21 protein-coding genes are annotated in these 25556 nt (G+C 72.6%); 14 read left to right on the forward strand and 7 right to left on the reverse strand.

The features are described 5' to 3' along the window. Positions 1–54: 54 nt before the first annotated feature. Genes C4U03_RS25540 through C4U03_RS25550 form a run of 3 tightly spaced genes read right to left on the reverse strand, consistent with a single transcriptional unit; the run spans position 55 to position 3295 of the window. Positions 55–993, reverse strand: coding sequence for a DUF6177 family protein (locus C4U03_RS25540; protein ID WP_103940914.1), 939 nt, complete (start codon positions 991–993; stop codon positions 55–57). Beyond that, entirely contained in the window at positions 990–1331 is a 342-nt protein-coding gene (locus C4U03_RS25545) for a hypothetical protein (protein ID WP_103940842.1), read from the reverse strand. The genes C4U03_RS25540 and C4U03_RS25545 overlap by 4 nt, the downstream gene beginning before the upstream one ends. Further along, positions 1328–3295 carry a MinD/ParA family ATP-binding protein gene (locus C4U03_RS25550; protein WP_103940844.1) on the reverse strand — a complete coding sequence of 656 codons (1968 nt, stop codon included), beginning with the start codon at positions 3293–3295 and terminating at the stop codon, positions 1328–1330. Before C4U03_RS25550 ends, C4U03_RS25545 begins: the two co-directional genes overlap by 4 nt. Positions 3296–3572: 277 nt before the next feature. Here C4U03_RS25550 and C4U03_RS25555 point away from each other — a divergent pair, with 277 nt between their 5' ends. Beyond that, entirely contained in the window at positions 3573–5006 is a 1434-nt protein-coding gene (locus tag C4U03_RS25555; RefSeq protein WP_160147099.1) for an LCP family protein, read from the forward strand. A gap of 179 nt (positions 5007–5185) precedes the next feature. Further along, entirely contained in the window at positions 5186–6097 is a 912-nt protein-coding gene (locus tag C4U03_RS25560) for a glycosyltransferase (RefSeq protein ID WP_103940848.1), read from the forward strand. 136 nt (positions 6098–6233) lie between these two features. Here the strand turns inward: C4U03_RS25560 and C4U03_RS25565 are convergent, their stop codons facing one another. Beyond that, positions 6234–7364 (reverse strand): alpha/beta hydrolase, encoded by a 1131-nt coding sequence (locus C4U03_RS25565; RefSeq protein WP_103940850.1) that lies wholly within the window; start codon positions 7362–7364, stop codon positions 6234–6236. 297 nt (positions 7365–7661) lie between these two features. Between C4U03_RS25565 and C4U03_RS25570 the strand changes: the two genes are divergently transcribed. From C4U03_RS25570 to C4U03_RS25585, 4 genes are all read left to right on the forward strand, one after another. Further along, a complete protein-coding gene (locus C4U03_RS25570; RefSeq protein WP_268817536.1) occupies positions 7662–8981 on the forward strand; it encodes a sulfatase family protein in 1320 nt (439 codons plus the stop codon). Next, positions 8957–10465: a family 43 glycosylhydrolase gene (locus C4U03_RS25575; RefSeq protein WP_146087526.1), complete on the forward strand. Its 1509-nt coding sequence runs from the start codon at positions 8957–8959 to the stop codon at positions 10463–10465. Before C4U03_RS25570 ends, C4U03_RS25575 begins: the two co-directional genes overlap by 25 nt. 106 nt (positions 10466–10571) lie before the next feature. Next, positions 10572–11876, forward strand: a complete 1305-nt coding sequence (locus tag C4U03_RS25580) for a hypothetical protein (protein ID WP_103940856.1) — start codon at positions 10572–10574, stop codon at positions 11874–11876. Beyond that, a complete protein-coding gene (locus tag C4U03_RS25585) occupies positions 11873–12793 on the forward strand; it encodes a glycosyltransferase (protein ID WP_103940858.1) in 921 nt (306 codons plus the stop codon). Before C4U03_RS25580 ends, C4U03_RS25585 begins: the two co-directional genes overlap by 4 nt. On the opposite strand, the gene C4U03_RS25590 is transcribed toward C4U03_RS25585, so the two are convergent. Genes C4U03_RS25590 through C4U03_RS25600 form a run of 3 tightly spaced genes read right to left on the reverse strand, consistent with a single transcriptional unit; the run spans position 12753 to position 15672 of the window. Continuing rightward, the gene (locus C4U03_RS25590; RefSeq protein WP_103940860.1) at positions 12753–13931 is read right to left on the reverse strand and encodes a glycosyltransferase family 4 protein; all 1179 of its coding nucleotides are present in this window, start codon (positions 13929–13931) and stop codon (positions 12753–12755) included. The genes C4U03_RS25585 and C4U03_RS25590 overlap by 41 nt on opposite strands. Positions 13932–13982: 51 nt before the next feature. Then, complete coding sequence (locus tag C4U03_RS25595; protein WP_103940862.1) at positions 13983–14432, reverse strand: hypothetical protein; 450 nt, start codon at positions 14430–14432, stop codon at positions 13983–13985. After that, positions 14422–15672 (reverse strand): hypothetical protein, encoded by a 1251-nt coding sequence (locus C4U03_RS25600; RefSeq protein ID WP_146087527.1) that lies wholly within the window; start codon positions 15670–15672, stop codon positions 14422–14424. The genes C4U03_RS25595 and C4U03_RS25600 overlap by 11 nt, the downstream gene beginning before the upstream one ends. Positions 15673–15930: 258 nt before the next feature. Between C4U03_RS25600 and glf the strand changes: the two genes are divergently transcribed. From glf to C4U03_RS25640, 8 genes are all read left to right on the forward strand, one after another. After that, positions 15931–17106 carry a UDP-galactopyranose mutase gene (gene glf, locus C4U03_RS25605; RefSeq protein WP_103940866.1) on the forward strand — a complete coding sequence of 392 codons (1176 nt, stop codon included), beginning with the start codon at positions 15931–15933 and terminating at the stop codon, positions 17104–17106. Beyond that, on the forward strand, positions 17103–19079 hold the full coding sequence (locus C4U03_RS25610; RefSeq protein ID WP_103940868.1) for a glycosyltransferase: 1977 nt from the start codon (positions 17103–17105) through the stop codon (positions 19077–19079). Before glf ends, C4U03_RS25610 begins: the two co-directional genes overlap by 4 nt. Next, positions 19076–19939, forward strand: a complete 864-nt coding sequence (locus C4U03_RS25615; RefSeq protein ID WP_103940870.1) for an ABC transporter permease — start codon at positions 19076–19078, stop codon at positions 19937–19939. The genes C4U03_RS25610 and C4U03_RS25615 overlap by 4 nt, the downstream gene beginning before the upstream one ends. Before the next feature lie 4 nt (positions 19940–19943). After that, positions 19944–20732: an ABC transporter ATP-binding protein gene (locus C4U03_RS25620; protein ID WP_103940872.1), complete on the forward strand. Its 789-nt coding sequence runs from the start codon at positions 19944–19946 to the stop codon at positions 20730–20732. A 783-nt stretch (positions 20733–21515) separates the two neighbouring features. Continuing rightward, on the forward strand, positions 21516–23882 hold the full coding sequence (locus tag C4U03_RS25625; RefSeq protein WP_160147100.1) for a beta propeller repeat protein: 2367 nt from the start codon (positions 21516–21518) through the stop codon (positions 23880–23882). A gap of 43 nt (positions 23883–23925) precedes the next feature. After that, positions 23926–24624, forward strand: a complete 699-nt coding sequence (locus tag C4U03_RS25630; RefSeq protein WP_200827457.1) for a hypothetical protein — start codon at positions 23926–23928, stop codon at positions 24622–24624. Continuing rightward, positions 24621–25061: a hypothetical protein gene (locus tag C4U03_RS25635; RefSeq protein WP_103940876.1), complete on the forward strand. Its 441-nt coding sequence runs from the start codon at positions 24621–24623 to the stop codon at positions 25059–25061. The genes C4U03_RS25630 and C4U03_RS25635 overlap by 4 nt, the downstream gene beginning before the upstream one ends. A gap of 190 nt (positions 25062–25251) precedes the next feature. Next, positions 25252–25556: cytidylyltransferase domain-containing protein (locus C4U03_RS25640; protein WP_235018115.1), on the forward strand; the 305-nt coding region annotated here is incomplete at its 3' end.

Genomic DNA, 25556 nt, shown 5'->3' on the forward strand with positions numbered 1-25556 from the left:
CATCACAGAATGATCACTTTGGTCGGAGGTGGTGCCGCCGCCCGCACGGTCTGCTCACGAGGCGGTCAGATGGCGCAGCAGCGCCTGGTGCCGCTGCCAGCCCTCCGGGGACCGGCCGTCCCCCAGCTCGAACCAGGTCATCGGGGCCTGCCCGGCCCCGGCCGGGCGGGCCGGGATGCCGGACGGCCCGGAACGATCCCCGGCCACCGCCATGCCGACCGGGGCGGGCGAGCCCATCCAGCGGGGCTCGTACGTCACGTCCGCCCGCCCGGGGTTGAGCTGCGCCAGCAGGGACGACACCGGATGCTCGGCGACCAGCGTCTCGACCAGCGCCGGCAGGTGCGCGACGGCGGGCGGGTCGGCCGGCGGATGCCCGACGGTCAGCGTGGTGACCTCGGCCGTACCGCCCTGGGAGAACTCCAGCGTGGCCAGCGCGCTGCGGCCGCCGCCCGCCCCCACCACGATCAGCCGGGTGGCGGCGGCGCCGCGCTCACGGACATGGGAGGTCAGGTCCGAGCGCTGCCAGCCGTGGGCCACCGGCTCGCTGTCGCCCCAACCCGCCGGAGGCCGTCCGGTCAGTATGGTGACCAGCCGTTCCACCTGGCCGCCCAGCACGCCGTGCCGGGTGTGCCGGGCCCGGAAGGTCAGCGTGAGCTGGGCGCCGACCGGCCCGCTCGGCCGGGTGAGGAAGCCCGGCGCGTAGTCACGGGCGTCCGGGACGGGGCCGAACACCGCGCCGTCCCAGCGCATCGGCCGCCCGGTCAGCCCCTCGTAGTAGCCGCCGCCGTCGTGCACGATCCACTGCACGGCCGGTCCCGCCGCCTTCAGCGGCATCGACAGCCGCGCCGACGGCGGGGTCACGATCTGCAGGGTGCGGCCCGAGCCCGTGCACTCCTCCAGCGCCTCGGCCAGCCACGGGGTCAGCGCCACCACCGGACGATCCTGCAGGACCACCATGGCCTGCGCCGTCAGTACGTCGAGCACCGCGCTCACCGGCTCGCCCCGCTCCACACCGCGCCGCCGTGCCGGGCCACCAGTTCGTCGGCGCAGGCCAGCGCGACCCGCGCGGCGTCGTCCAGGTCGGCGGCGGCGCGGATGTCCACCCACCACACCGGCGGGGCGGCCCGCTCGCCCAGCAGCCGCTCGACCTCGCCGGCCACCGTGACCAGCACCGGGGCGGGCACGAAGACGACCAGCCGGCCCGCCTCGTCGTACACCCGGCAGGCCCCGGCCTGAGCGTTGACCGCCAGCCGCAGCCGGGCCGCGAGCTCGTCGAGCACGGCACCGACGTCGGGCCGGTCGTTGGTCAGCGCCACCACGTCGGTGCTCACAGCGCTCCTCCGGTGAGGGACCGGGCGAACGCCTCGGCCGCGATCCAGGACACCGCGGTGCGGGCCGCGCCGCTCACCCGGTCCAGGGCGATCGCCGTGCCGGTGGCCAGATGCCGGTCGTAGGGGACCACCACGACCGGCAGCCCCCCGTCGCCGAGCACCTGCCGCGCCTGCTCCAGGTCGGCGTCGCCGTCGGCGTGCGGCGAGTGGGTGACCAGCGCGACCACCGTGCGTGACAGCAGATCCTCGTAACCGCTGCCGACGAACCAGCTCAGCGTCTGCCGGGCGCTGAGCGCGCCGTCCACCGTGCCGGGGGTGACGAACACCTGCGCGTGCGCGGCGGCCAGCACGCCCCGCTGGAGCCTGGCCACGATGCCCGCCCCGCAGTCGATCACCGCGGCGGAGAAGTAGCGGCTCATCCCGGCGGCAGCGGCCTGGAAGGTCTCCAGGTCCAGTTCGGTGACCCGGCCGCGTGAGCTGCCCGACACCACCCACAGGCCCTGCCGGGTGTGCGCCAGGTACTGCGCGGTCTCCTCCCAGGAGCGGGGCAGGGCGCTCACCAGGTCGTGCATGGAGTGCTCGGGCTGCACACCGAGCCGCAGCGGCAGCGAGCCGAGCCCGGAGTCGGCGTCCATCGCCAGCACCCGGTCGTCGCGGTGCTCGGCGATCACCGAGGCCAGCAGCGCCGCCACGGTGGTCTTGCCGGCGCCGCCGCGGATGGAGGTCACCGCGATCCGGCGGCACGAGGACACCGGGGACTGCAGCCGCTGCGCCATGCCGGTCATCTCGCGCAGGTCGCCGGCCGCCGAGGCGCCGACGGCCTTGCGCACTCCCTGGGCGACCCGGCGCAGCGCCGAGTCGCCGTGCGCCTTGCGCCGCACCAGCGCGTCGGGCGACACCGCGGGCCTGTCCGCGGACGGCACGCTCGCCGGGGCGGCGGGCCCGCCCCACTGACCGGGCATCTCCTGCGGGGTCTGCGGGGTCTGCGGGGTCTGCGGCTGGTGCTGTGCCACCGCCGCCTCGCCCGGCGGCTGCGTGGGAACGGGGCCGGGCTGCTCCGGCACCGTCTCGGGGAACCCGCCGATGGTGGGCGCCACGGGGGTCTCGCCGGCCGGTGCGGACGGCGCCCACGGTGAGGCTGGGGGCTGCCCGCTGTGGGGCGCCACCGGCTGTCCGACGAACGGCGGCGGGTCCATGACCGTGGAGTCGAGGGAGGGCTCGGGTGTGTGTCGCCCGGCCTGCTCCTGAGGTACGGCCTGCTCGGGCACGGCGGCATGCCGGCCGGCCACGGGCTTCCCGGGAAGGACGGACTCTTGCGCCGTTCCCTCGGGTGCGGGCCGTTCCCACGCCGCCTGCTCGTGGACGGGCTGACCGAGAGCGGCCTGCTCGTGGACCGGCCGCTCGGATACGGCCTGTTCATGGGGCGCCTGCCCGTGGGGGGACTGCTCGTAGGCCGGCTGCCCGTACGCGGGTTGTTCGTAGGCGGGTTGTTCGTAGGCGGCCTGTCGGTGTGCGGGCTGCTCGTACGCCGGCTGCTGGTGGGGCTGTGCGTGGGACGGCTGTTCGTGGGCGGGCCACCCCGAGGCCGGCTGTCCGGGAAGGGGGTTTTCGGGGGTGTGCCGTTCCGGGACGGGGGGCTCGGCGGCGGGCGCTTCGGGACGGGTCGGCTCGGAGCGCAGCGAGTCCTTGGGGGGCAGCCCGAAGACCGCGGTCGCCTCGCGTCCCGGCGGGGGCGGCGCGCCCAGCACCGGCGGGGCGGTCTCGACGGCGGGGTCCTCGCCCGCCACCGTGCCCTCGGGGTACCACACGGACGGCCCGGATCCGGTCACCCGTTCGGTCGCCGGCGCCGCGGCCCCCACCGGAGCGGGGAGGGGGACGGGACCCGGTGGTCGGGGATCGGCGAGGCCGGCCCCGGCGGCACCGAGGTCGCGCAGCACCGCGTGCTGCCAGTCCCGATCGGACACCGGTCTCCTCTCAGCGTCCCGACTGATCGGACGAACACCCTGGATGCGGCCTGAGTCTAGTCGCGCCGGGACAACTCGGTGGCCCCGGACGAGAGCACGGGGACCGCGAGAAATTCCGTAAGGCGTGTCATCCGCGCCGACGGACGGGACGTCTCCTGCATGAAGGACATATGGTGCGAACTTGACGACCCGGTGCGGACGGTGGATCGTCGTGCCGATTTGTCGTGACGGCAGTGACCGGTGTCCTGGCTGTGATGGAATATTACGGATGGAACGTTTGGCCACTTCAGAGCGTAGCGTCAAGCGAGTCGCCCCGGCGCCGGGCGACGACCGGCGCTGGCGCATGCTCGGCTGGGCGTCCATCGCGCTGTCGGTGGTGATGGTGCTGACCAGCCTGACCGCCTACGGCTTCTACCGGAGCATCAACGGCAAGATCGACCGGGACAACGTCGACGACCAGCTCAACGCCGACCGCCCGGAGAAGCTCAACAACTCCCTCAACATCCTGCTGCTGGGCTCCGACAGCCGGGACGGGGCCAACAAGCAGTTCGGCGCCGACAACGGCGGCGGGTCCGACACCACGATCCTGATGCACATCTCGCCCGGCGGGGACCGGGCCATCGGCATCAGCTTCCCCCGCGACTCGATGGTGCAGATCCCCGAGTGCAAGAAGAAGGACGGCACCCGGGTCCCCGCCCAGTTCGGCCAGCTCAACTGGGCCTACTCGTTCGCCGGGCCGGCCTGCACCTGGAACCTGATCGAGTCGATCACCGACATCCGCATCGACCACTACGCCGAGATCGACATGTCCGGGTTCATCGAGGTGGTGGACGCGCTCGGCGGGGTGGAGATCTGCGTGCCCAAGGCGATCAATGACCCCAAGGCCGACCTGGTGCTGCGGAAGGGCCGGCAGACCGTGATGGGCAAGCAGGCGGTCGGCTACGTGCGCACCCGCACCGGCGGGCTGGGCGACGGCTCGGACCTGTCACGGATCAAGCGCCAGCAGGCGTTCATGGGCTCGGTGGTCAACAAGGCCACCAGCGGCGGGCTGCTCAAGGACCCGGCCAAGACCTACTCGTTCCTGCAGGCGGTCGCCGGCGCGGTCAAGGTGGACGACCGGCTGACCCTCAGCGGGATGCAGAAGCTGGCCTCCAGCCTGCGCGGGATGAGCGCGGGCAAGGTCACCTTCGTCACCGTCCCGGTGATGGCCTACCCCGCGGACAAGAACCGGGTGCAGATCAACACCGCGCAGGCCAAGCCGCTGTTCGACGCCATCAGGGAGGACAACGAACTGCCCACCGAGCCGGCCGGGCCCAAGCCGCCGGCCCAGCAGGCCGGTCAGCAGCCGCCGGCCAAGCCGTCGGAGACCAAGGTCGCCGTCTACAACGGCACCACCATCTTCGGGCTGGGCCAGCGGACCGCCGACGGGCTGACCGAGAAGGGCTTCCAGGTCGCCAAGGTCGGCACCAGGCAGCAGGCCGCCTCGGCGCCCACCCAGATCCTGTACGGGCCCGGCGCCGAGCGGCAGGCGGCCGCGCTGTCCAAGGCGCTGGTCGGCGACCCCGCTCCCAAGGAGTTCCGCTCCGGACGGGCGGGGCTGGTGTACCTGATCATCGGCAAGGACGGCGCCCGGCTGAAGGGCACCGGGACCCCGCTGCCCAAGATCGCCGGAGAGCGGCGCGCCGACCAGGACGTCTGCAACCAGACCTGACCCGGCCGCACGCCGGACCGGGCCGCATGTGACGGAAAGGTGAACAAGTCCCGACAACGACCGATCGCTGACCCGCATACCGGCCGGGCGGGTATCTTGGCCGCTCAGTACCGGTAAACCCCCCATATTGGCACGTGCACCGATAGGGCATCGGTGCACTCCGTCACAGAGATGGACTCATGGCCCCCGAACCGTTCTCGCTGCTTCTGACCGTCTACGGCGGTGACCGGGAGGAGTACGTCCGGGCGGCGTTCCGCAGTGCCGTGCACGACCAGCAGCTGCCGCCGGACGAGGTGGTGCTGGTGCAGGACGGGCCGGTGCCGGCGGAGATCGGGGTCTGCCTGAAGGAGCTGGTGGCGACCAGCCCGGTGGAGGTCAAGTTCCTCCAGCTGGAGCACAACCGGGGGCTGGGCCCGGCGCTGGACGTGGGCCTGGAGGCCAGCAGCAACGACATCGTGGCGCGCATGGACGCCGACGACATCGCCATGCCGCACCGGTTCCGGCTGCAGGTGCCGCTGGTGCGCGCGGGCGCCGACCTGGTCGGGGCGGGGCTGCTGGAGTTCGGCGCCGACGTCGACGACATCGTGGGCCGCCGGATCCCGCCCAGCGACCCCATGGACATCGCCCGCTACTCGCGGATCCACGACCCGTTCAACCATCCCACGGTGGTCTACCGGCGCAGCGCCGTGGTGGCCGCCGGAGGCTACGGCGACCTGCCGCTGATGGAGGACTACTGGCTGTTCGTGCGGATGATCGCCAACGGGGCGCGGGTGGTGAACGTCGCCGAGCCGCTGGTCTACTACCGGGTCAGCGACGGGGCCTACGAGCGCCGGGGCGGCCGCGCGCTGCTGAACTCCGAGCTGCGGCTGCAGCGGGAGATGCTGCGGCACGGCTTCATCACCCGCACCCAGTATGTGCGGAACGTGGCGCTGCGCGGCGGCTACCGGCTCGTCCCGACCACGATCCGCCGGCCGTTCTACCGCCTGCTGGTGGCCCCCTACGGCGCCCGCCGCAACAGGTCCCGCGACCGCGTCGTCGCCACCCGGGAGACCGCCCACCCCAACGCTCAGGCCGAGGCCCGCGAAGGCTGACCGCCGGCCCCGCGAACGAGCCGTCGCCGCCCGGGAGACGGCTCCCCTTCGCCGCCGGGCCGAGGCCCGCGCCTGAGGGGAGCCGGCCGGCCCCACGGCCGGAGCGGTGCGGCCGCGGCCATGGAGCCGGCCGGGCTCACTTCACCTGGAGCTTGCTGCTCATCCAGCGCATCGTCTCGGGCCACAGCCGGCCGAACGTCTTGAGGTTGTGCCCGCCCTCCGCCAGGTAGGCGGTGTCGACCTGCAGGGGCGGCTTGGCCAGCGCGACGAACCGCTCGGCCTCGGGGAACTTCTTCTCGCCCTTGCGCGCCGAGGCGACCAGGATCGACACCGGCGGCGGCGGCCGGTTCTCCAGCCGCCAGATCAGGTCGTTCTCGTTGCGCAGGGCCTTGCTGCCCGCCCACAGGTCGCCCGTGGTGGCGTCCTTGAGAGCCTTGAAGTAGCCGGACACCGACCCGGCGGCGGTGAACTTGTCCGAGTGCCGCATCGCCAGCTTGGCCGCGCAGTAGCCGCCGCTGGACGGCCCCATCAGCCCCCACCCGTCCCGGGTCGGGGCGACCCGGTAGGCGGCGCGCAGCGCGTCCGGCACGTCCTGCGCGAAGAACGTCTCGACCTGCGGGCCGCCGGGCACGTCGGTGCACTCGGTGTCGCGCGGCGGCACCACGGTGGACTGCACGAAGGCGTAGATCATCGGCTGGGTCCGCCCGGCGCGCAGCTCCTCCAGCGCCAGCTTGGGCAGCTCCTGCCGGCCGACCAGGACCTTGGGATCGCCCGGGTAGCCGGTGAGTACCACCACCACCGGGAAGTTGCGCTTGGCGTTGTCGGCCTTGAAGTAGTCCGGCGGCAGGTAGACGAACGCCTCCGAGCTCAGCCCGGTGCGCAGCCCCCGGATGGTGGTCTGCTCCAGCCGCCCGTCGCGGTCGGGCGTCTTGAGGCCCAGCTGCGAGCTGAGCTCCGGGGCGGACCGGCTGAGCAGCTCGGAGCGGGAGACCGGGGCGCTGCCCTGCTTGCCCTTACCGACCTCCACCTGTCCGGAGCCGCTGGCCAGCAGGTCGTCCCAGCTGGCGTAGAACAGGAAGTAGGCGTTGACCCCGGCCGACAACGCCAGCACGATCGCCAGCTGGCAGGCCACCAGCAGCCCCAGACGGGCGGCGTGCCCCCGCACACCGCGCCCGTTGATCCTGGGCATCAGCCAGACCGTGGCCACGATGGCCACGACGGCCAGTACCGTGAGCAGGCTGATGAAGGCCGTACTGGTGAGCTGCACGTCTATGTCCCCTCGCGGGCCGCTGCGCCCGGCTGCGATCTTGGATCTCCTGATGGCCCAGAGACTATCCGCTACTCTTGCAGCGGTATTGCCGGAGTTGATCCGGTGACCGCCCCGGTGGAGTGAAATAGGGGGGCTTCCATCATCAGCGGAAGATGGCGCGCGTTCGGGGTCGCGTCGGCCTTGGCGGCGTTGCTGCTCTCCACGGCCTGGACGCTCAATCACGATGGTCACAGCGCGGTCGGCCAGGCGGGAACGAAGCCCGGCGCGGCTGCCGTGTCCCGGCCGAACATCGTGGTGATCATGACCGACGACCAGGACGCCGCGTCGATGGCCGTGATGCCGAACGTCCGGCGCCTGCTGGTGGACCAGGGCACCTCCTATACGAACAGTTACGCCAGCTATTCGCTGTGCTGCCCCTCCCGGGCGACCTTCATGACGGGCCAGTACGCGCACAACCACAAGGTGCTCGACAACCAGTGGCCCGACGGCGGTTACCGGCGGTTGCCGAAGGAGACCCTGCCGCTCTGGCTGGGCCGCAGCGGTTACGCCACAGTGCACATCGGCAAGTTCCTCAACCAGTACGGCCACGATCCGGAGGAGATTCCGCCCGGCTGGCAGGAGTGGTACGGACTGGTGGGCAACTTCGCCTACAAGATGTGGGGCTACCGGATCAACGAGAACGGCACGGTCCGCAGGTACGGCAAGCAGAAACGGGAGAATCCGAAGCTGTACCAGACCGATGTGCTCGCCAACAAGGCGGTCAATTACATCAAGCGGCGCGCCAAGAGCGACCGGCCGTTCTTTCTGTCGTTCGCCCCGCTGGCCCCGCACACCGAGCCGCCGTGGAAGGGCGACCCGGACGGCACCTGGCGGGGACCCCGCCCCGCGCCGCGCCACCGCGGCATGTTCGCCAAGCGCCCGCTGCCGCGCCCGCCGTCCTTCAACGAGACGGACGTCAAGGACAAGCCCCGCCATCTGCGCCCCGACCGGATGAGCGCGGCCCGGATCAAGCAGGTGACGGCCGACTACCGGATGCGGCTGGAGTCGCTCCAGGCCGTCGACGAGGCGGTGGCCCGGATCGTGCGGACGGTGGCCGAGGCGGGCGAGCTGGACCGCACGCTGTTCGTCTTCACCTCCGACAACGGCTACCTGCTCGGTCAGCACCGGTGGCCCTCCAACAAGACCCACCCCTATGAGGAGTCCATCCGGATTCCGCTGGTGTTGCGCGGCCCGGGGTTCGCCAAGGGACGCAAGGTGGCCACCCCGGTCGTCAACGTGGACCTGCCGGCGACGATCCTGTCGGTCACCGGGGCGCGGGCCCCGGTGCCCACCGACGGCCGTCCGCTCCAGGAGTTGGCCCGCTCGAACCGGGCCCGTGACGTCCTCATTGAGACGGGGCCGCGCAGTTCCGGCGCCCACTGGTATGCGGCGATCCGGACCGACCGCTACCTGTACGTCGAGCACTCCACCGGCGCCAGGGAGCTGTACGACCTGGTCACCGACCCTTACCAGCTCAGCTCCAAGCACAACGACCCAAGGACTGCGCCGCTTCAGGTGACGCTCTCCCAGCGCCTGCGCAAGCTGCGGGTGTGCTCGGGGAGAGCCTGTCCATGACGCCGGTGCGGCGGCGTGCCGTGGGCCGGAGCCCGGGGAGCGGCGCGCCCGCCGCGCTTTCGGGTGTGCTGGTCCTGCTGCTGGCCGGGACCGCGTGTTCGGCCGGCGGCACTCCGGTCAGCTCCGCCGAAGTCGTCCGGCCCACCCCCGCGTCCCCCGCGGCGACCGCGCCCCGGCCGGTCGCCACGGCGAGTGCCACTCCGACCCCCAGGCCGCCGGCCGTGCCGCGTCCGGTGGGCCCGGTCCTGCGGGGCAACTTCCCAGACCCGGACATCCTCCGGGACGGCGACACGTACTACGCGTACGCCACCAACGGCCGAGGCCACAACGTGCCGGTGGCCATGGCCGGGTCCGTTCACGGGCCGTGGATCCCGCAGAGCGCCGACTCCCTGCCCCGGCTGGGCGCGTGGGCGGAGCCGGGCTACACCTGGGCGCCGGAGGTGGTGCGGCGTCCGGACGGCGTGTTCGTGTTGTACTACACGGCGGCGTCCCGCAGGACCGGCGACCAGTGCATCGGGGTGGCGACCGCGTCCACTCCGCGTGGCCCGTTCCAGCCGGTAGGGGACCGGCCGCTGGTGTGCTCCGCCCGGGGGGACGCGATCGACGCGGCCTTCTTCCGGGACACCGACGGCGAGCCCTACCTGCTGTACCGCGCCGACCAGGCGGGCCCCCGCCCGACCGCCATCTTCGTACGCCCGCTGGGCGACCGCTGGCTGGGCTTCAAGGGCGCCGCCACCCGAATCCTGACCTGGGACGACTCCGATCCGATCCTGGTGGAGGCCCCGGCCCTGGTCCGGCGCGGCGGCCATTACGTGCTGTTCTACTCGTCCGGGGTCTTCTACAGCGAGGAGTACCGGACGAGGTACGCGACCGCCACCAGGCTCACCGGCCCCTACCGCAGGGCGCCGGGCACACTGCTGTCCACCGACGCCTACGACCGTGAGGTGATCGGGCCCGGCGGGGCCGACATCGTGCAGGACGAGGCCGGGGACCACATCGTCTTCCACGGCATCACCGCCTCCAGCGGAAACCAGCGGGTCACCCGGTCCATGTACGTGGCGGCGCTCGGCTGGGACGGGCGGCGGCCGGTCGTGCGCGGCGTTCCGCAGCGGTACGAGGCCGAGCACGCCGACGCCGTCGCGGGCAAGAGCGTGCTGCGGCCGCGGGCCTCCGGTGACCGGGCGATCGACCTGTACCGGGGACCGGGCAGCAAACTGGAGATGAAGGTCTTCGCACCGGAGGCGGGCGTCTACACGGCGCGGCTGAAGTACCGGCTCAAGTGGCCCCGGCCGGTCCGCGCCGTGCTGGCCGTGCCGGACGCCCCGGGAACCGCCGGCCTGTCGGAGGTGACCCTCCCCTATGGTGGGAGCCCGGTGAGCTGGCCGGTCGCCAAGACGTACCTGACGCTCCGGCAGGGCTGGAACACGGTGTCGTTGCAGGGGCTGACGGCGGCCGTGGAGGTGGATCGCCTAGAGGTCCGGTGACCGGCCGACGGCCGGTCTCGTGGAGATGTCAATGCGGCGAACGCGGTCTGCCGGTCCGCCGCACCCCGTAGACTGCCAGCACATTTGATCTTGTGGAGGGCGTCCGATGAGCAAGCCGGCACCCGGCGCCGCCCGCGTCAGGCCACACGACCGACGGCAGATCGTGTACCTGCATCTGGGCACCCCGAAGAGCGGTACGACGTACCTGCAGAACGTGATGTGGCGCAACCGCGACCGGCTGCGCGAACACGGGGTGCTCTATCCGGGGGACGCCGCCCCGGCCCACTACTGGGCGACGCTGGACCTGCAGGAGGCGGCCTACCGGGGCCACGTCTACCCCGAGGTGCCGGGAGCCTGGGACCGGCTGGTCGAGGAGGTGCGGGAGTGGGGCGGCACCGCGGTCATCTCCCATGAGCTGCTCACCCGCGCCACCCCCGAGCAGGCCAAGCGGGCGCTGGCCACGCTGGACTTCGCCGAGGTCCACCTGGTCCTGACGGTGCGGGACCTGGTCCGGCAGATCCCGGCGGCCTGGCAGGAGACCGTCAAGAACAAGTTCCGGGTGGGGTTCGGCAGGTTCCTCAAGGAGCTACAGGCCCCCGAGGACGAGCGGGGCCGGCACGGCCAGGCGTTCTGGCTGATGCAGGACCTGGTGGACATCCTGCGGCGGTGGGCCGGCACGGTGCCCGACGAGCACGTCCACATCATCACGATCCCCTCCGGGGGCCCCGGTGACCTGCTGTGGCGGCGGTTCGCCGGGCTGGTCGGCGTCGACCACGAGCAGATCACGCCACCGGAGGTGGAGGCCAACACCTCGCTGGGCGCGGTGGAGACGGCGCTGCTGCGCTCCCTCAACCGGCGGGTGAAGGACGACCTGGAGTGGGCCGACTATGAGCGGGTCGTCAAGCACGACCTGGTGCCCCAGGTGCTCGGCGGCCGTCCCGAGCCGCGCCGGATCGCGTTGAGCGGCGCCGACCTGGAGTGGGCGGTCGGCCGGGCCGGGGAGATGCTGGCCGAGATCGGCGGGCGCTCCTACGACGTCATCGGCGGGCTGGACGAGGTGACCCCGGCCCCGGCGCGGCCGGCCGGGCAGGACGTCCGGCACCCGGACGACGTCACCACCGAGGAGTTGCTGGAGGCGGCGCTCGACGCGACCAGGGGCCTGGTGCTCAAGGCGGCCGAACGGGAACGGCAGGTCGAGGACCTGCGCCGCCGGACCCACGAGGCCGAGCATGAGGCCGAGCGGGCGCGGCAGGAGGCCGCCGCCGCGCACGAGGCGATGCGGGTCGCCTACGAGCGTCCGGTGCTGCGCCACCTGGCCCACCGGATCGGGCAGCGCAAGCCCGTGGTCATGCGGCTGATGGAGACGGCGGTCCGGGTGCGCCGGCGGCTCGGCCGGGGAGTGCGGCGATGACCGCCGGCGAGCGGGTCGTCGCGGTGATCGTGACCTACAACCGCCGCGGGCTGTTGGAGGAGGCGCTGACGGCCGTCACCGGGCAGACGCGCCGCCCGGACGTCACCGTCGTGGTCGACAACGCCTCCACCGACGGCACGCGCGAGCTGCTGGCGGCGCGCGCCGCGGAGCTGGAGAAGGTGGCGCTGGAGCACAACACCGGGGGAGCCGGCGGATTCGCGGCCGGGGTCGCCCGGGCCCTGGAACTCGGCGCCGACCGGATCTGGCTACTCGACGACGACACCGTGCCCGAGCCCGGGGCGCTGGCCGCGCTGCTGCGGGTCTGCGACGGGGCGGCCCTGGTCGCCAGCCGGGTGGTGTGGACCGACGGCCGCGCCCACCCGATGAACACACCGCGTCCCAAGCCAGGGGCCTCGCGGGCCGAGCAGGCCGCGGCGCAGGCGCTGGGCTGCGTGCCCATCCGGTCGGCCTCCTTCGTGTCGGTGCTGGTCGACGCCGCCGTCGTGCGGGAACGCGGGCTGCCCATCGCCGACTACTTCCTGTGGAACGACGACTTCGAGTTCACCACCCGGATCCTGCGCGGCAGGCGCGGCCTGCTGTGCCCCGACAGCGTGGTGGTGCACAAGACCAGGACCTTCGGCTCGACCGACGCCGACCCCGGGGAGCGGTTCTTCTACGAGGTGCGCAACAAGGTCTGGCTGTTCACCCGCAGCGGCGGGCTGGCGCCGGCCGAACGGGTCGTGTACGGCGGGTCCACCGTCCGCCGGTGGGCGAAGACGTTCGTGCGCTCGTCCGACCGGGCCACTCTGCGCCGCGGACTGGCGCGCGGGCTGGCCGCCGGGCTACGCGGCGGCCCCCGGCCGAACGCGGAGGTGCTCAACCGGGCGGGATTCCCCGCCGCTCGCAGAGCTCGGTGAACAGCTCCAGCCAGCGCGCGGCGATCACCTCGGGCAGGTAGTCGCGGGTCCGCCGGTGGCCGGCCGCGCCGAGTTCGGCGCGCAGCCGGGGGGACTCGATCAGCCGGATGACGGCCGCGGCCAGCGCGCCGACGTCCTCCTGCGGCACCAACAGCCCGGTACGGCCGTGCTCGATCAGCTCGGTGCAGCCGAGCACGCCGTCGAAGCCGATCCTGGGCAGCCCGTGCGCCATCGCCTCCAGCAGCACCAGGCCGAACGGCTCCTTGCGGGAGCTCAGCACGAAGATCGAGCTCTTGGGGTACTCGGCGTCGACGTCGTCGACCGGGCCCATCAGCAGCACGTGGTTGTACAGGTGCCGTTCCTCGATCAGCGTCCGCAGCGCCGCCTTCTGCGGGCCGTTGCCGTAGATCCGTAGCTGCCAGTCCGGATGCACCCGTACGACTTGCTCAAACGCCTTGATCAGCAGGTCGAAGCCCTTGTGCGGATGCAGCCGGCCGACCGCGGAGACGACCTTGCGGTCCAGCGGGGCGGGCGGGAACGGCCTGTGGTGCAGGGCGTTGGGGATGTGCCGGATGACGGGACCGCCCCGGTCGGCGGGAAAGGCCCTGCGGTAGGCGGCCAGGTCGGTGCTGGTCAGTACCCCGACCGCGTCCAGCGCCGGGAAGTGGACGCCCATCAGGCGTCGCACGTCCGCGCTGTAGAAGTCGTAGTACATGTGCTCCTGGGCCACCCGGACGACGTGGGGGGAGCCGTACCGCGCGGCGAAGAACGACAGCGGCTGCTGGGTGGTGACCAGCACCCCGTCGCGCAGGTCCCGTACGTAGCGGGCGACCTCCCGTTCATCGAGCGCGGTGAAGAACGGGACGTGCGCCTTGTGCTCGGGCCCCATGAGGGGGGAGACCTCGGCGTCGAGCGGGTCGCGTCGTTCGTCCGGCAGGTCGTCCTGCCCGCGGTCGTCGATCAGCGGGAACATGCGCACGCCCGGCGCCGGCTGGAAGCGGGGCCGGTCGTTGTTGCGGCGCAGGCTGACGATCTCGACCTGGTGGCCGGCCGCCGTCAGCGCGTTGGCCTGCGTGACGACCGATCTGGCGATTCCGTTGAGCCCGTAGCCGAACCGGACCAGATACCGGATCCTCATGCTGCGGTCGCCTCTCTGGGCAGAACGTCCGAACGGGTCTTGCGAGCGGTGTCAGGCGGGGAGCTTGCGGCAGCGTACGGCCAGGTGGTTGGCCGGGGTGTAGAAAGGCCGGACGAGTGCGGGTCCGCCGGCGTCGATGCGCTGTGCGGGATAGACCATGATGCCCGCTTTGTTGGGGATGTCGTCGAGATGCCGTCCGACCCGGGCCCGCAGCCCGTCGCGCGCGCGTACCAGGTGCAGATCCCAGACCTGCCTGGCGTCCGGACCGGCGGCGCGCAGCCACGGGGTGGCCAGTTCGCGGAGCGGGACGGCGAAGACGAAGCCGTCCGGGCCGGCGTCGACCGGCAGGATCAGCCGCTGGTTGCGGTGCGCCCGCCAGATCAGCTCGACCCGCCAGTCGTCCCGCGACCTGGCCTTGACCAGATGCCAGCCGCCCTCGACCCGGATCAGGCCGTCGCGCGGCCAGACCCGGGCGACCTCGGCGTGGGGTTCATCGCCCATTCCCGGCTCCGCCCTGGACGTCCCCGGCCGGCTCGGGCCCGCGGATGCGCTCCTTGGCGTGCCAGTAGGCGACGCGCATGCGCATGACCACGGGGTTGCGCTCGCTGACGTGGTGCACCACCGTCTTGTGCAGGGGCCTGCCCTGCTGCTCGGCCAGTTCCCGGCGCAGCGCGGAGTTCTCCTCGCGCAGCGAGACGATCTCCTGCAGCAGGCCCACCAGCCCGTCGGTGGCGGACTGGAGCATCTCCCGGTCGCCGGGGGGCGTCGGGTCGTGCCAGGTGGGCGGGCGCAGCAGGTCGTCGAGGTCTCCCGACACCCGGTAGCCCGCCGCTCGCAGGCCCTCGACCAGGGTCCGCTGGCGCTGCAGGACCCAGGCGCGCCGGTCCTCGGGCACGGAGAACTTACGCTTGCCGTCGCGCCGCGACAGCACCTGGTGAGCGAGGACGCCCTTGACGACCTGGCCGAACATCCACTTCGGCACATCTTCGGGCATGGCCAGGCTGACCCGCCGCAGCAGTTCGGTCTCGGCCATGCCCAGCGACTCGTTGGCGAACGCGCCGTCGAGGACGGCCACATCGGGGTCGACGCCGATCACGTCGGCGAAGCGGCGCCACAGCAGGTCGCGCGGCGAGCCCGGCGGCGGCACCGTGATGACGTGCACCCGCTCCTTGGGGAGGTCCCGCGACCAGCGCTCCAGCACGGCCACCGCGTCGTGGACGCTCCAGAACCACCGCCCGGCGCCGACCGTGGGACCGCCGTCGATGACGTCCTGCAGCCAGGCGTCGTACTGCTTGGGGGAGCGGTGCTTGACGAACTCCTGCCACGCCGACGGCAGCAGCCCGGCCAGGTCGCGCATCGTGTAGACGACGTGGACCTCGGCGGGGGCCAGCGACGCGACGGCCCGGGCGATGCGCTTGGGCGGCAGCGAGGCCAGCGACTCCTCCGAGACCACCGCCACCGGGTGGCGGGACTCGCGGACCTGCTCGGCCAGCCGGTCCCAGGCGCCGGCCCGGGAGGGCGCGGGGTCGTCGGGGTGCTGCGGGACGCCGCGCAGGTCCCAGACCGCCGCGTGCTGCCGGACGCGTCCGCCGGTGGGCAGCAGCACCCCCTCGGCGTCCAGGGCCTGGCGGTTGTTCCAGAGGACCTGCTGGATGAACGTGGTGCCGCTCTTGGGGGAGCCGATGTGCACGAAGACACGGCGCGCGCCGTCCGGCTTCGGGCCTGGGGGGGATCCCGTCAACGCGGCCTTCCTCCCTCTGGGATCTGGGTGAATGGCGACACATCATAGCGTCGCGGCATGAGACGGACGCCCGTACCGGGGGGAGTGTCCCTTTTGTGGTAGCAGAGTGGAAAACCGGAAGTGCGCCGACGCCCGGACCTTCTCCGGTATCGTCTCACTGCGCGCCCGAATGGATCCGAAAAGTCCGGCTCTCGACGGCAGGTGCGGCCGTTCCCCCTCGCAGAGCCGCCGACGCCCGCAGAGCGTCCGAGCAGAAGGATGTACGTGAACGCTGACCTCGTCGTCGTCGGATCAGGCTTCTTCGGCCTCACCGTGGCCGAGCGCTGCGCGAACCTGTTCGGCAAGCGGGTGCTGATCCTGGAGCGCCGCGACCACATCGGAGGCAACGCCTACAGCGAGAGCGAGCCGGAGACCGGCATCGAGGTCCACCGGTACGGCGCCCACCTGTTCCACACCTCCAACGAGCGGGTCTGGGAGTACGTCAACCGGTTCACCGCGTTCACCGACTACCGGCACCGCGTCTACACCAACTTCAAGGGCCGGGTGTACTCGCTGCCGATCAACCTCGGCACGATCTGCGAGTACTTCGGCCGCGCCTTCACCCCCGACGAGGCCCGCGCGCTGGTCGCCGAGCAGGCCGCGGAGGTCTCCGACCCCCGCAACCTGGAGGAGAAGGCGATCTCCCTGATCGGGCGGCCGCTGTACGAGGCGTTCATCCGCGGCTACACCGCCAAGCAGTGGCAGACCGACCCCCGGGAACTGCCGGCGGAGATCATCACCCGGCTGCCGGTGCGGTACACCTTCGACAACCGCTACTTCAACGACAAGTACGAGGGGCTGCCGGTCGACGGCTACACCGCCTGGCTGGAGCGGATGGCCGACCACCCGAACATCGAGGTCCGCCTCGGCACCGACTTCTTCGAGCAGCGCGGGGACATCGTCGGCAACGTCCCGGTCGTCTACACCGGGCCGCTGGACCGCTACTTCGGCTACGCCGAGGGCGAGCTGGGCTGGCGGACGCTGGACTTCGACCTGGAGGTCAAGCCCACCGGGGACTTCCAGGGCACCCCGGTGATGAACTACGCCGACGAGGACGTCCCCTACACCCGGATCCACGAGTTCCGGCACTTCCACCCCGAGCGTGACCACTACCCGGCCGACAAGACCGTGATCATGCGGGAGTACTCCCGCTTCGCCAGCCGGGACGACGAGCCCTACTACCCGATCAACACTCCCGACGACCGCGCCCGACTGCTGCGCTACCGGCAGATGGCCAAGGGCGAGGACGGCGTGCTGTTCGGCGGCCGGCTCGGCACCTACAAGTACCTCGACATGCACATGGCCATCGCCAGTGCCCTCAACATGGTGGACAACCGGCTGCGGCCGCACTTCGCCGAGGGCGCCCGGCTGGTCAGCGGAGGAATGGACGAATGAGCGAGCACATGCGCGTCCTGCAGCGGATCGTCATGCCGCTGGACCGCGACCTGGACGTCGTCCGGCTCTACCTCGACGACCGGATCGGCAAGGGCCGCGACATCCCCGAGCCGACCGGCAAGAACGCCCCGGCGGCCGAGGACGACGGGGGCGGCCACGAGCCGCTGCTGTCGATCGACGCCGACACCATGACCCGCCGCGGCGTCACCGTCCCGATCGGCCGGCGGCTGTCGCTGTGCACCTACTTCAACGCGTTCCCGGCCGGCTACTGGCGGCGCTGGAGCGTGCTGGAGGAGGTGCGGCTGCGGGTACGGGTCCGCGGCGAGGGCACCGTGATCGTCTACCGGTCCAACGCCAAGGGGCACGTGCAGCGCGTCACCTCCGCGCACGTGGACTCCACCGAGGACTCCGAGCACCGCTTCAAGCTGTCGCTCAAGCCGTTCATCGACGGCGGCTGGTACTGGTTCGACCTGGTCGCCGGGCAGCGGCCGGTGGAACTGGTGGAGGCCGAGTGGCTGACCACCGAGGCCGAGGACCGGCGGCAGGGCCGCACCAACATCGGCATCACCACCTTCAACCGGCCCGGCTTCTGCGTGGACCAGCTGGTGGCGCTCGGCCAGAACGCCGACGTGCTGGAGGCCGTCGAGGAGATCCTGATCGTCGACCAGGGCACCCAGCGGGTGGCCGACCACCCCGGCTTCGCGGAGGCGGCGCAGGCACTGGGGGACAAGCTGCGGATGATCGAGCAGCCCAACCTCGGCGGCTCCGGCGGCTTCGCCCGTGCCATGGAGGAGACCGCCCGCGGCGAGCGCGCCGACTACGTGCTGCTGCTCGACGACGACGTCATCACCGAGCCGGAGGGCATCCTGCGCGCGGTGGCGTTCGCCGACCTGGCCCGTACGCCGACCATCGTCGGCGGCCACATGTTCAGCCTCTACGACCGTTCCGTCCTGCACGCCTACGGCGAGACGCTGGAGCAGTACCGCTGGTTCTGGGGTCCGGCGCCCAACACCAAGCACGGCCACGACTTCGCCGCCCGCGGGCTGCGCCAGACGCCCTGGCTGCACCGGCGCATCGACGTGGACTACAACGGCTGGTGGATGTGCCTGATCCCCACCGAGGTGATCCGCAAGATCGGCCTGTCCCTGCCGATGTTCATCAAGTGGGACGACGCCGAGTACGGAATCCGGGCCGGCAAGGCCGGCTTCCCCACCGTCTCGCTGCCCGGGGTGGCCGTCTGGCACGTGCCCTGGCACGAGAAGGACGACACCATCGACTGGCAGGCCTACTTCCACGAGCGCAACCGGCTGGTGTCGGCGCTCATCCACTCCCCGTACGAGCGGGGCGGCAACCTGCTCAAGGAGAGCCTGTTCGTCTCCGTCAAGCACGCGCTGGCCATGCAGTACTCGGCCGCCGAGCTGATGCTGATGGCGATGGAGGACGTGCTGCGCGGCCCGGAGCACATGCACCCGCAGCTGCCCACCAAGCTGCCGGAGATCCGCGCCTTCCGCTCGCGGTTCAACGACGCGCAGAGCGTGCCCCGGATGGAGGATCTGCCCCCGGTGCGGCGCACCAAGCCGCCGCGCAAGGGCCGGCAGGCGGCCCGGCCGCGCAACCGCGCGGCGATGATCACGAAGGCCGCGGTCAGCGGGCTCAAGCAGTTCCGCCCGGTCGACCGGGGCGCCTACGGCAACCCGCAGGCGGTCGTGCCGCACGTCGACCTGGCCTGGTGGCGGCTGGCGGACCTGGACAGCGCGCTGGTGTCGGCTGCCGACGGCACCGGCGTGTTCTGGTACCAGCGTGACCGCAGGGAGTTCCGGGCCCTGATGCAGCGCACCTCTGCGCTGCACGCCCGGCTGCTGAAGGAGTGGCCGGAGCTGTCGCGGCGCTACCGGGAGGCGGCGCCGGAGATCGCCGCCGCGGAGAGCTGGTGGGACACCTTCCAGGCGGCCCCGGAGCCGGAACAGCGATGACCCAGGCCGCTCCGCTTCCGCCGCTGCTGGAGCCGGACGCCTCCGGAGGGCTGCGGGAGGTCTTCCGCCGCCGCTACCTGCTGCGGCTGCTGGTCCGCCGTGAGCTGCGGGCCCGCTACAAGAGCTCGATGCTCGGGCTGGGCTGGTCGTACGTGCGGCCGGCGGTGTACTTCTGCGTGTACTTCTTCATCGTCGGGTACGTGCTGGGCGCCGGCCGCAAGCTGGAGGACTTCGCGGTCTACCTGTTCTCCGGCATGGTGCTGGTCAACCTGTTCAACGAGATCCTGCACTCGGCGACCCGCTCGGTGACCGGCCACGCGGCGCTGGTCCGCAAGATCTTCCTGCCCCGGGAGATGTTCCCGGTGGCCTCGGTGCTGGTGTCGCTGGTGCACTTCGTACCGGGACTGGTGATCCTGATGGTGGCGGCGGTTCCCGCCGGCTGGCGCCCGGACCCGGCCGCATTGGCCGGGGCGGTGGCGGGCTTCGCCATCGTCGTGCTGCTCGGCCTGGGGGCCGGCCTGCTGCTGGCGGCCGGCAACGTCTTCCTGCGCGACCTGGAGCAGGCCGTCGACGTCACCTCGGCGGTGATCATGTGGTCGGCGCCGGTGATCTACCCGTGGACGTTCATGCGCGACGGCGCCCCGGGCTGGGTGCTCGACCTGTATCTGATCAATCCGCTGGTCACCGCGGTGTCGCTGTTCCAGCGGGCGTTCTGGCAGCCGGGCGTTGAGGACGCCTACACCTTCCCGCCGGACCTGGCGCTGCGGACGGTGGGGTCGCTGGCGTTCGCGGTGATGGTGCTGGCCATCGGACAGCAGGTGTTCGCGGCCGCGCAGCGGCGCTTCGGGCAGGAGCTGTGAGGGCATGACGGAAGCGATCATCGTCGACTCGGTGACCAAGGAGTTCCGGCTCCGGCACGCGCGTTCGCTCAAGGACCTGGCGGTGCGGACGCTGCGCCGGCAGAGCCTGGCCGAACGGTTCAACGCGCTCGACAACGTCAGCCTGACCGTCCAGCAGGGCGAGGCGATCGCGCTGATGGGCCTGAACGGCTCCGGCAAGAGCACCCTGCTGAAGATGATCTCCGGGGTGATGCGGCCGGACAGCGGCAGCGTGCGGGTGCGCGGCCGCATCGCCGGGCTGATCGACGTGGGCGCCGGGCTGCACCCCGAGCTGACCGGCCGGGAGAACATCTTCCTCAACGGGGCGATCCTCGGCATGGGCGAGGCGGAGATCCGCCGCAAGTTCGACGCCATCGTCGACTTCTCCGGGGTGGAGCGCTTCCTGGACGGCCAGGTCAAGTTCTACTCCTCCGGCATGTTCATGCGGCTGGCGTTCTCCATCGCCGCGCACACCGAGCCGGATGTGTTCCTCATCGACGAGGTGCTGGCGGTCGGCGACCCGCCGTTCCGCCGCAAGTGCCAGGACCGCATCCGCGAGCTGCGCCGCGAGGGCCGCACGATGGTGATCGTGGCGCACGACATCAAGATGCTGACCGAGCTGTGCGACCGCGGCGTGATGATGCGCGGCGGGCAGGTGGCCTTCGACGGCGACGTGAAGGTGGCCGGCGACATGTGGCGGGAGGACCGCAGGGCGCGCCGCCGGGGCGAGCCGGCGGCCGGCCGGGCGGGCGAGCCGGTCGGCCCGCGCGGCTGAGCTGCGCCATGCCGTTTCGTCCGGCGATGCCGGATACAATCCCCACCTCGCCGGTATGAGGAGGCGCCCGCCGTGCGCGGGCCGCCACGAGTGGTGATTGTGGGGAGCACGGTGGCCGAAGCCGGTACGGGGGACGACAACGCCGACCGCCGGACGCCCGACGGCCCGCCGCCGTTGGCGCCCTGGGCGGCGGATCCCGGTGCGCCCGGGCAGGATCAACCAGGCCCGGGCGGTCTGCTGCCGGAGGATCCCGGGCAGCAGCTCCCGCCCCCGGGCGGCCTGCTGCCGGAGGAGTCCGCGGACCTCGCCGGGCCGCCGCCTCCGCCCCCGTTCGTACCGGCGGACCCGGCTGTGCCGCCGCCACCGGCGTGGGGACGGCAGACCTCTCCCGAGCCCGCACCGGACGCCGCCCTTCCGCCCGCCCCGCAGTGGACGGACCATGCGCCGCCCGTAGGCGCCCCTGAGGGGCCGCCGTTCCCAGCCGACCCCGCCGCCCAGCCACCCGCGAGCGGCCCTCCGCCACCGCCGTCTGAGGGTGGCCCTTCGGCACCATCTTCTCCGAGCGGTCCTCCAGCACCGCCGCCCGTGGGCGGCTTTGCGGCCCCGACGTTCGTGGACGGCCCTCCAGCACCGCCGCCTGTGGGCGGCTTTGCGGCGCCGCCATTCGTGGACGGCCCTCCGGCGCCACCGCCCGTGGGTGGCTTTACTGCGCCGACGTTCGTGGACGGCCCTCCGGCGCCGGTGGGCGACCCTCGGACGTCACCGCCCGCCGGGGGCTTCCCGGTGCGGCCGCCTGGAGGAGCGCCCCAGGCCGGGCACTTCAGGTCACGTCCCCCGGAGCAGCCGGACGAGCCCTGGCGGCTGCCTGAGCCCAGGCGCCAGGGCCGCCGGTTCCCCCGCAAGGGGTTGCTGCTCGCGGTCGCGGGCCTGGCTGCCGCCGCCGTGGTCGCGGCCGGTGCCGTGGTGCTGTGGCCCGACGGCGGGACCGAGCCGCCGCCCGCGGCGGCGCGGACGGCCGGCGGGATCTTCACGCCGGACCCCGCCGCCCGGGTGGACGGGCGCAACCAGCAGTTCACCGCGGCGGCGGCCCGCGGCGGCACGGTGGTCGTGGCCGGTCGGGACACCGACGGCACCACCGGCCGGGTGGAGTTCCTGGTGTCGCAGGACGCGGGCCGCTCGTTCAAGGCCGCCGGGCTTTCCGGGACCGCGCCGGGCCGGGGTGAGGCGATCCCGCGGCACCTGGCGGGCTCGGTCTCCGGCTGGGCCGCGCTCGGCGAGGACGCCGACGGCGCGGTCGTGGCCTGGTCCAGCCGCGACGGCCGGAGCTGGACGGCCCAAACGCCAGGCGACGGCATGTTCGAGGACGGCGACCGGGTCCTGGCGCTGGTCTCCCACGGGTCCGGCTATCTGGCCGTGGGCACCACCGCCGCCAGGCAGGACCTCCGCGACGGCTCCCCGCTGGCCTGGCTGTCGCCGGACGGGCGGAGCTGGCGGCGGCTGGACTCCGGCGAGCTCGACATGACCCGCGGCGACGAGACGCTCTCGCTGGTCGAGGCGGCCGCACACGGCTCAACGCTGCTGGTGCGGGGCCGGTGGGCCAGGGACGAGAAGGCCGCCTCGCGCAACCGGCTGTGGCGCTCCGACGACGGCGGCCGTACCTGGCAGGAGAGCAAGGTCCCCAACGCGCCCGGCACCCGCGGCCTGCGCATCGGCTCCGGACCCGCGGGCCTGCTGGCCGTGCGCGACACCGCCAAGGGCGGACAGGCCCGCGGGGTGGTGTTCTCCTCGGCCGACGGTGACGAGTGGGCGGAGTCCGGCGAGTTCACCTTCTCCAAGGACCTGCGGGTGATGCGGGTCGCCGGTGCGGAGCGGGGGACGACCGCCGTCCTGGCCGCCGGCCGGCGGATGCAACTGGTGCGCAGCGCGGACGGACGGTCCTGGCAGTCCGCCGCGGAGTTCACCCGCCCGGCGGGCGTGCTGCCGGCCGTCACGACGGCCGGGGACAACCTCGTCCTGGCGGGCTGGACCGCCCAAGGCGGGGAGACCGACGGCATGCTGCTGGCGCGCGACGCCGGCGGCCGGGAGATCCAGGTGGCCAGGCCCGCCGTCCGCGCCGACCAGACGGTCCTGGCCCTGGCCGCCACGGCGGACCGGGCCGTGGCCGTGGGCGGCGGCAACGGCGACGCCGCGGTCTGGACCTCGGCCGACGGCGACGCCTGGCAGCGCGGGCGGCTGCCCGCCGGCCCCTTCGGCGGCCCCGGCGTGCAGCGGCTGAGCGGGGTGGCCGGAGGCGGCGCGGGCTGGGTGGCCATCGGCACCGACAGCCGCCTGCCCCGGCGTCCGATCGTGGCCGTCTCCCGGGACGGCGGCCAGTGGACCGGTGGCGGGGGAAGGCTCTTCGTGCCCTCGGCCAAGCAGACCCTGCGCGCCTACGGCGTGGCGGCGGGCCCGTCCGGATACGTCATCGTCGGCGAGGACGGCTCCTCGGCGGTCGCCTGGTTCTCCTCCGATCTGCGCACCTGGCGGCGCGGGACCGGCGAGGACAAGGCCCTCGACCGGACCAAGGACGGCAACCGCTGGATGCAGGCGGTGGCCGCCGGCTCCGGAGGCTACGTGGCCGTCGGGGGCGCCAAGGTCACCGGCGGCGGCAACGCGCCCGCCGCGTGGACGTCCCGGGACGGGCTGACCTGGACCTCGCACAAGATGCCGGTGCTGCCCGTGGGCGCGACCGGCTACCTGCGGCATGTGGCGGTCTCCGGCACGACGGCGGTCGCGGTCGGCGAGTATCGGGTCCGCGGCCGGGCCTCCCGGATGTTCGCCTACCTGTCCGCCGACGGCGGCGCCACCTGGCAGGAGATCACGCCGCCCGGCCTGTCCGACGCCGGCTCGGTGAGCGGTGTCACCGCCACGTCCCAGGGATTCGCCGTGTACGGGACGGTGGGGGCGTCCGGCGCCGGCGACGTCGCGCTCTGGACGTCCCGGGACGGCCGCACCTGGCAGGCCGAACGGCCGAAGGAGCCCGTCCTGTCGGGCGCCGGGGACCAGTGGCTGACCGGCCTGGTCGGCTTCCGCGACGGCGTGCTGGCGGTCGGCGCCACCACCGACGGCCAGGGTTCGCAGCCCCTGCTGTGGAAGCGGCAACCCTTCTGAACCGGCTCGTCCGTCATCGGCGCGCTGTAGGATCCCGACTCAAATGTCCACTATCGCCCCCGGCCTCGCCGGGACCACCGTGACAGCGGCCGGGACCACCGGGACACGCGCCACGCTGCGCCTGCTGCTGGAGAGCTACGCCCGCAGCGCCCCGCCGCGCAGCATCGCCGTCGTCGGCAACGCGCCGCTCTCCCCGGACGAGGTCCGCGCGGCGACCATCGACTCCGCCGACCTGGTGTTGCGGATGACCACATTCGGCCTCGATGCCCCCGGCGGGCCGCCCACCGTGGGCCGCCGCTGCGACGTCGTCGTGCTGCACCGTGGCATCACGCCCAGCCCGTTCACCTTCGCCGACTACACCGGCCGGCTGTACCTGCTGTTCGAGCAGGGCCGTCCGTTCGGTGAGCGCCAGCCGCTGCGGCCGTGGTGGCCGGCCGACCTGGGCGTGGTGCCGGTGTCCAACTACGAGTTCACCCGTCCGCTGAACGACCTGCTCGGGCTGGACTCCCGCGAACGGGTCTGGGCGACCGCCGGGACGCTGGCCACCTTCCTGTGCACCGAGCTGTTCCCGGCGGCGACCACCTACCTGACCGGCGTCTCCCTCATCGACGAGCCGGATCAGACGACATTCGAGCACCACTGGGGCGACGCCGTGCGGGTCACGCCCGAGCACCGGCTGCGGACGGAGTCGGCGCTGCTCAAGCAGTGGATCGCAGACGGAAGGATCCGGTTCCTGCCATGACGGACTCCCACGATGTGACCAGGGCGATGGTGCGGCGGTTGGGCGCGCCCGCCTGGCGCGGCCTGCGCTGGCGGATCGACGTCATCGCCACCGAGCGCGCCGAGGCCGCCGCGGCCAAGGTCCGCGAGGAGCTGGCCGAGGTCCGGAGTGAGTTCGGCACCGCCCGCCGCAACCTGCGACGCGACCTGGACGCGATGCGCGACCAGGTCGACCGGATGAGCAGGCAGCTGGCGGCGCTGGAGGAGCGGGTGGCCGGCCTGGAGCGCCCGCCCGCCGTCCTGGACGGGGCGCCGCCGCCGGAGGAGGCGCGGGAACTGCTGGAGGAGGTGCGGGCCGAGCATGCCAGGGTCCGCGCCAGGCTGACCGCCGCCGCTCTCTACGAGGAGCGCCTCGGCCGTCTGGAGCAGGTGATTTCCGTTACGGAACAGGCGTCCTAGCCGGTTCTGTAACGGCTTAGTGGACGGTCTGTGACGATTCCTACGGTCGTGTTGCGGCTTGGTCAAGAAGGATGTAACTGACCTTCCTGTCACGGGGTTCGGGTACTCTTCCTGAGCATTCCCCCCGTTACGTACCGGAACGCCCCACCCGCATGGGGAGTTCCCTCAGCGATGAGGAAGTCCTGTGCGTGTGCTCTGTGTCATCCCTGCCCGGGGTGGCTCCAAAGGTATTCCTCGTAAGAATCTTGCTCCGGTCGGTGGTCGTCCGTTGGTGGTGCGGGCGGTGGATGCCGCTGTGGCGGCGCCGCACGTGGACGTGGTGGTGGTGAGCACCGATGATGCGGAGATCGCCGGGGTGGCGGCGGCTGCGGGCGCGCGGATCGTGACCCGTCCGGCGGATCTCAGCGGTGATACCGCCTCGTCGGAGTCGGCGTTGTTGCATGCGCTGGATGAGCTCGGCGGTGGGCTTGGTGGCGAGCTTGGTGGCGGGCTTGG

This window comes from Thermomonospora echinospora (genome assembly GCF_900108175.1).
In the GTDB taxonomy this organism is placed as follows: domain Bacteria; phylum Actinomycetota; class Actinomycetes; order Streptosporangiales; family Streptosporangiaceae; genus Thermomonospora; species Thermomonospora echinospora.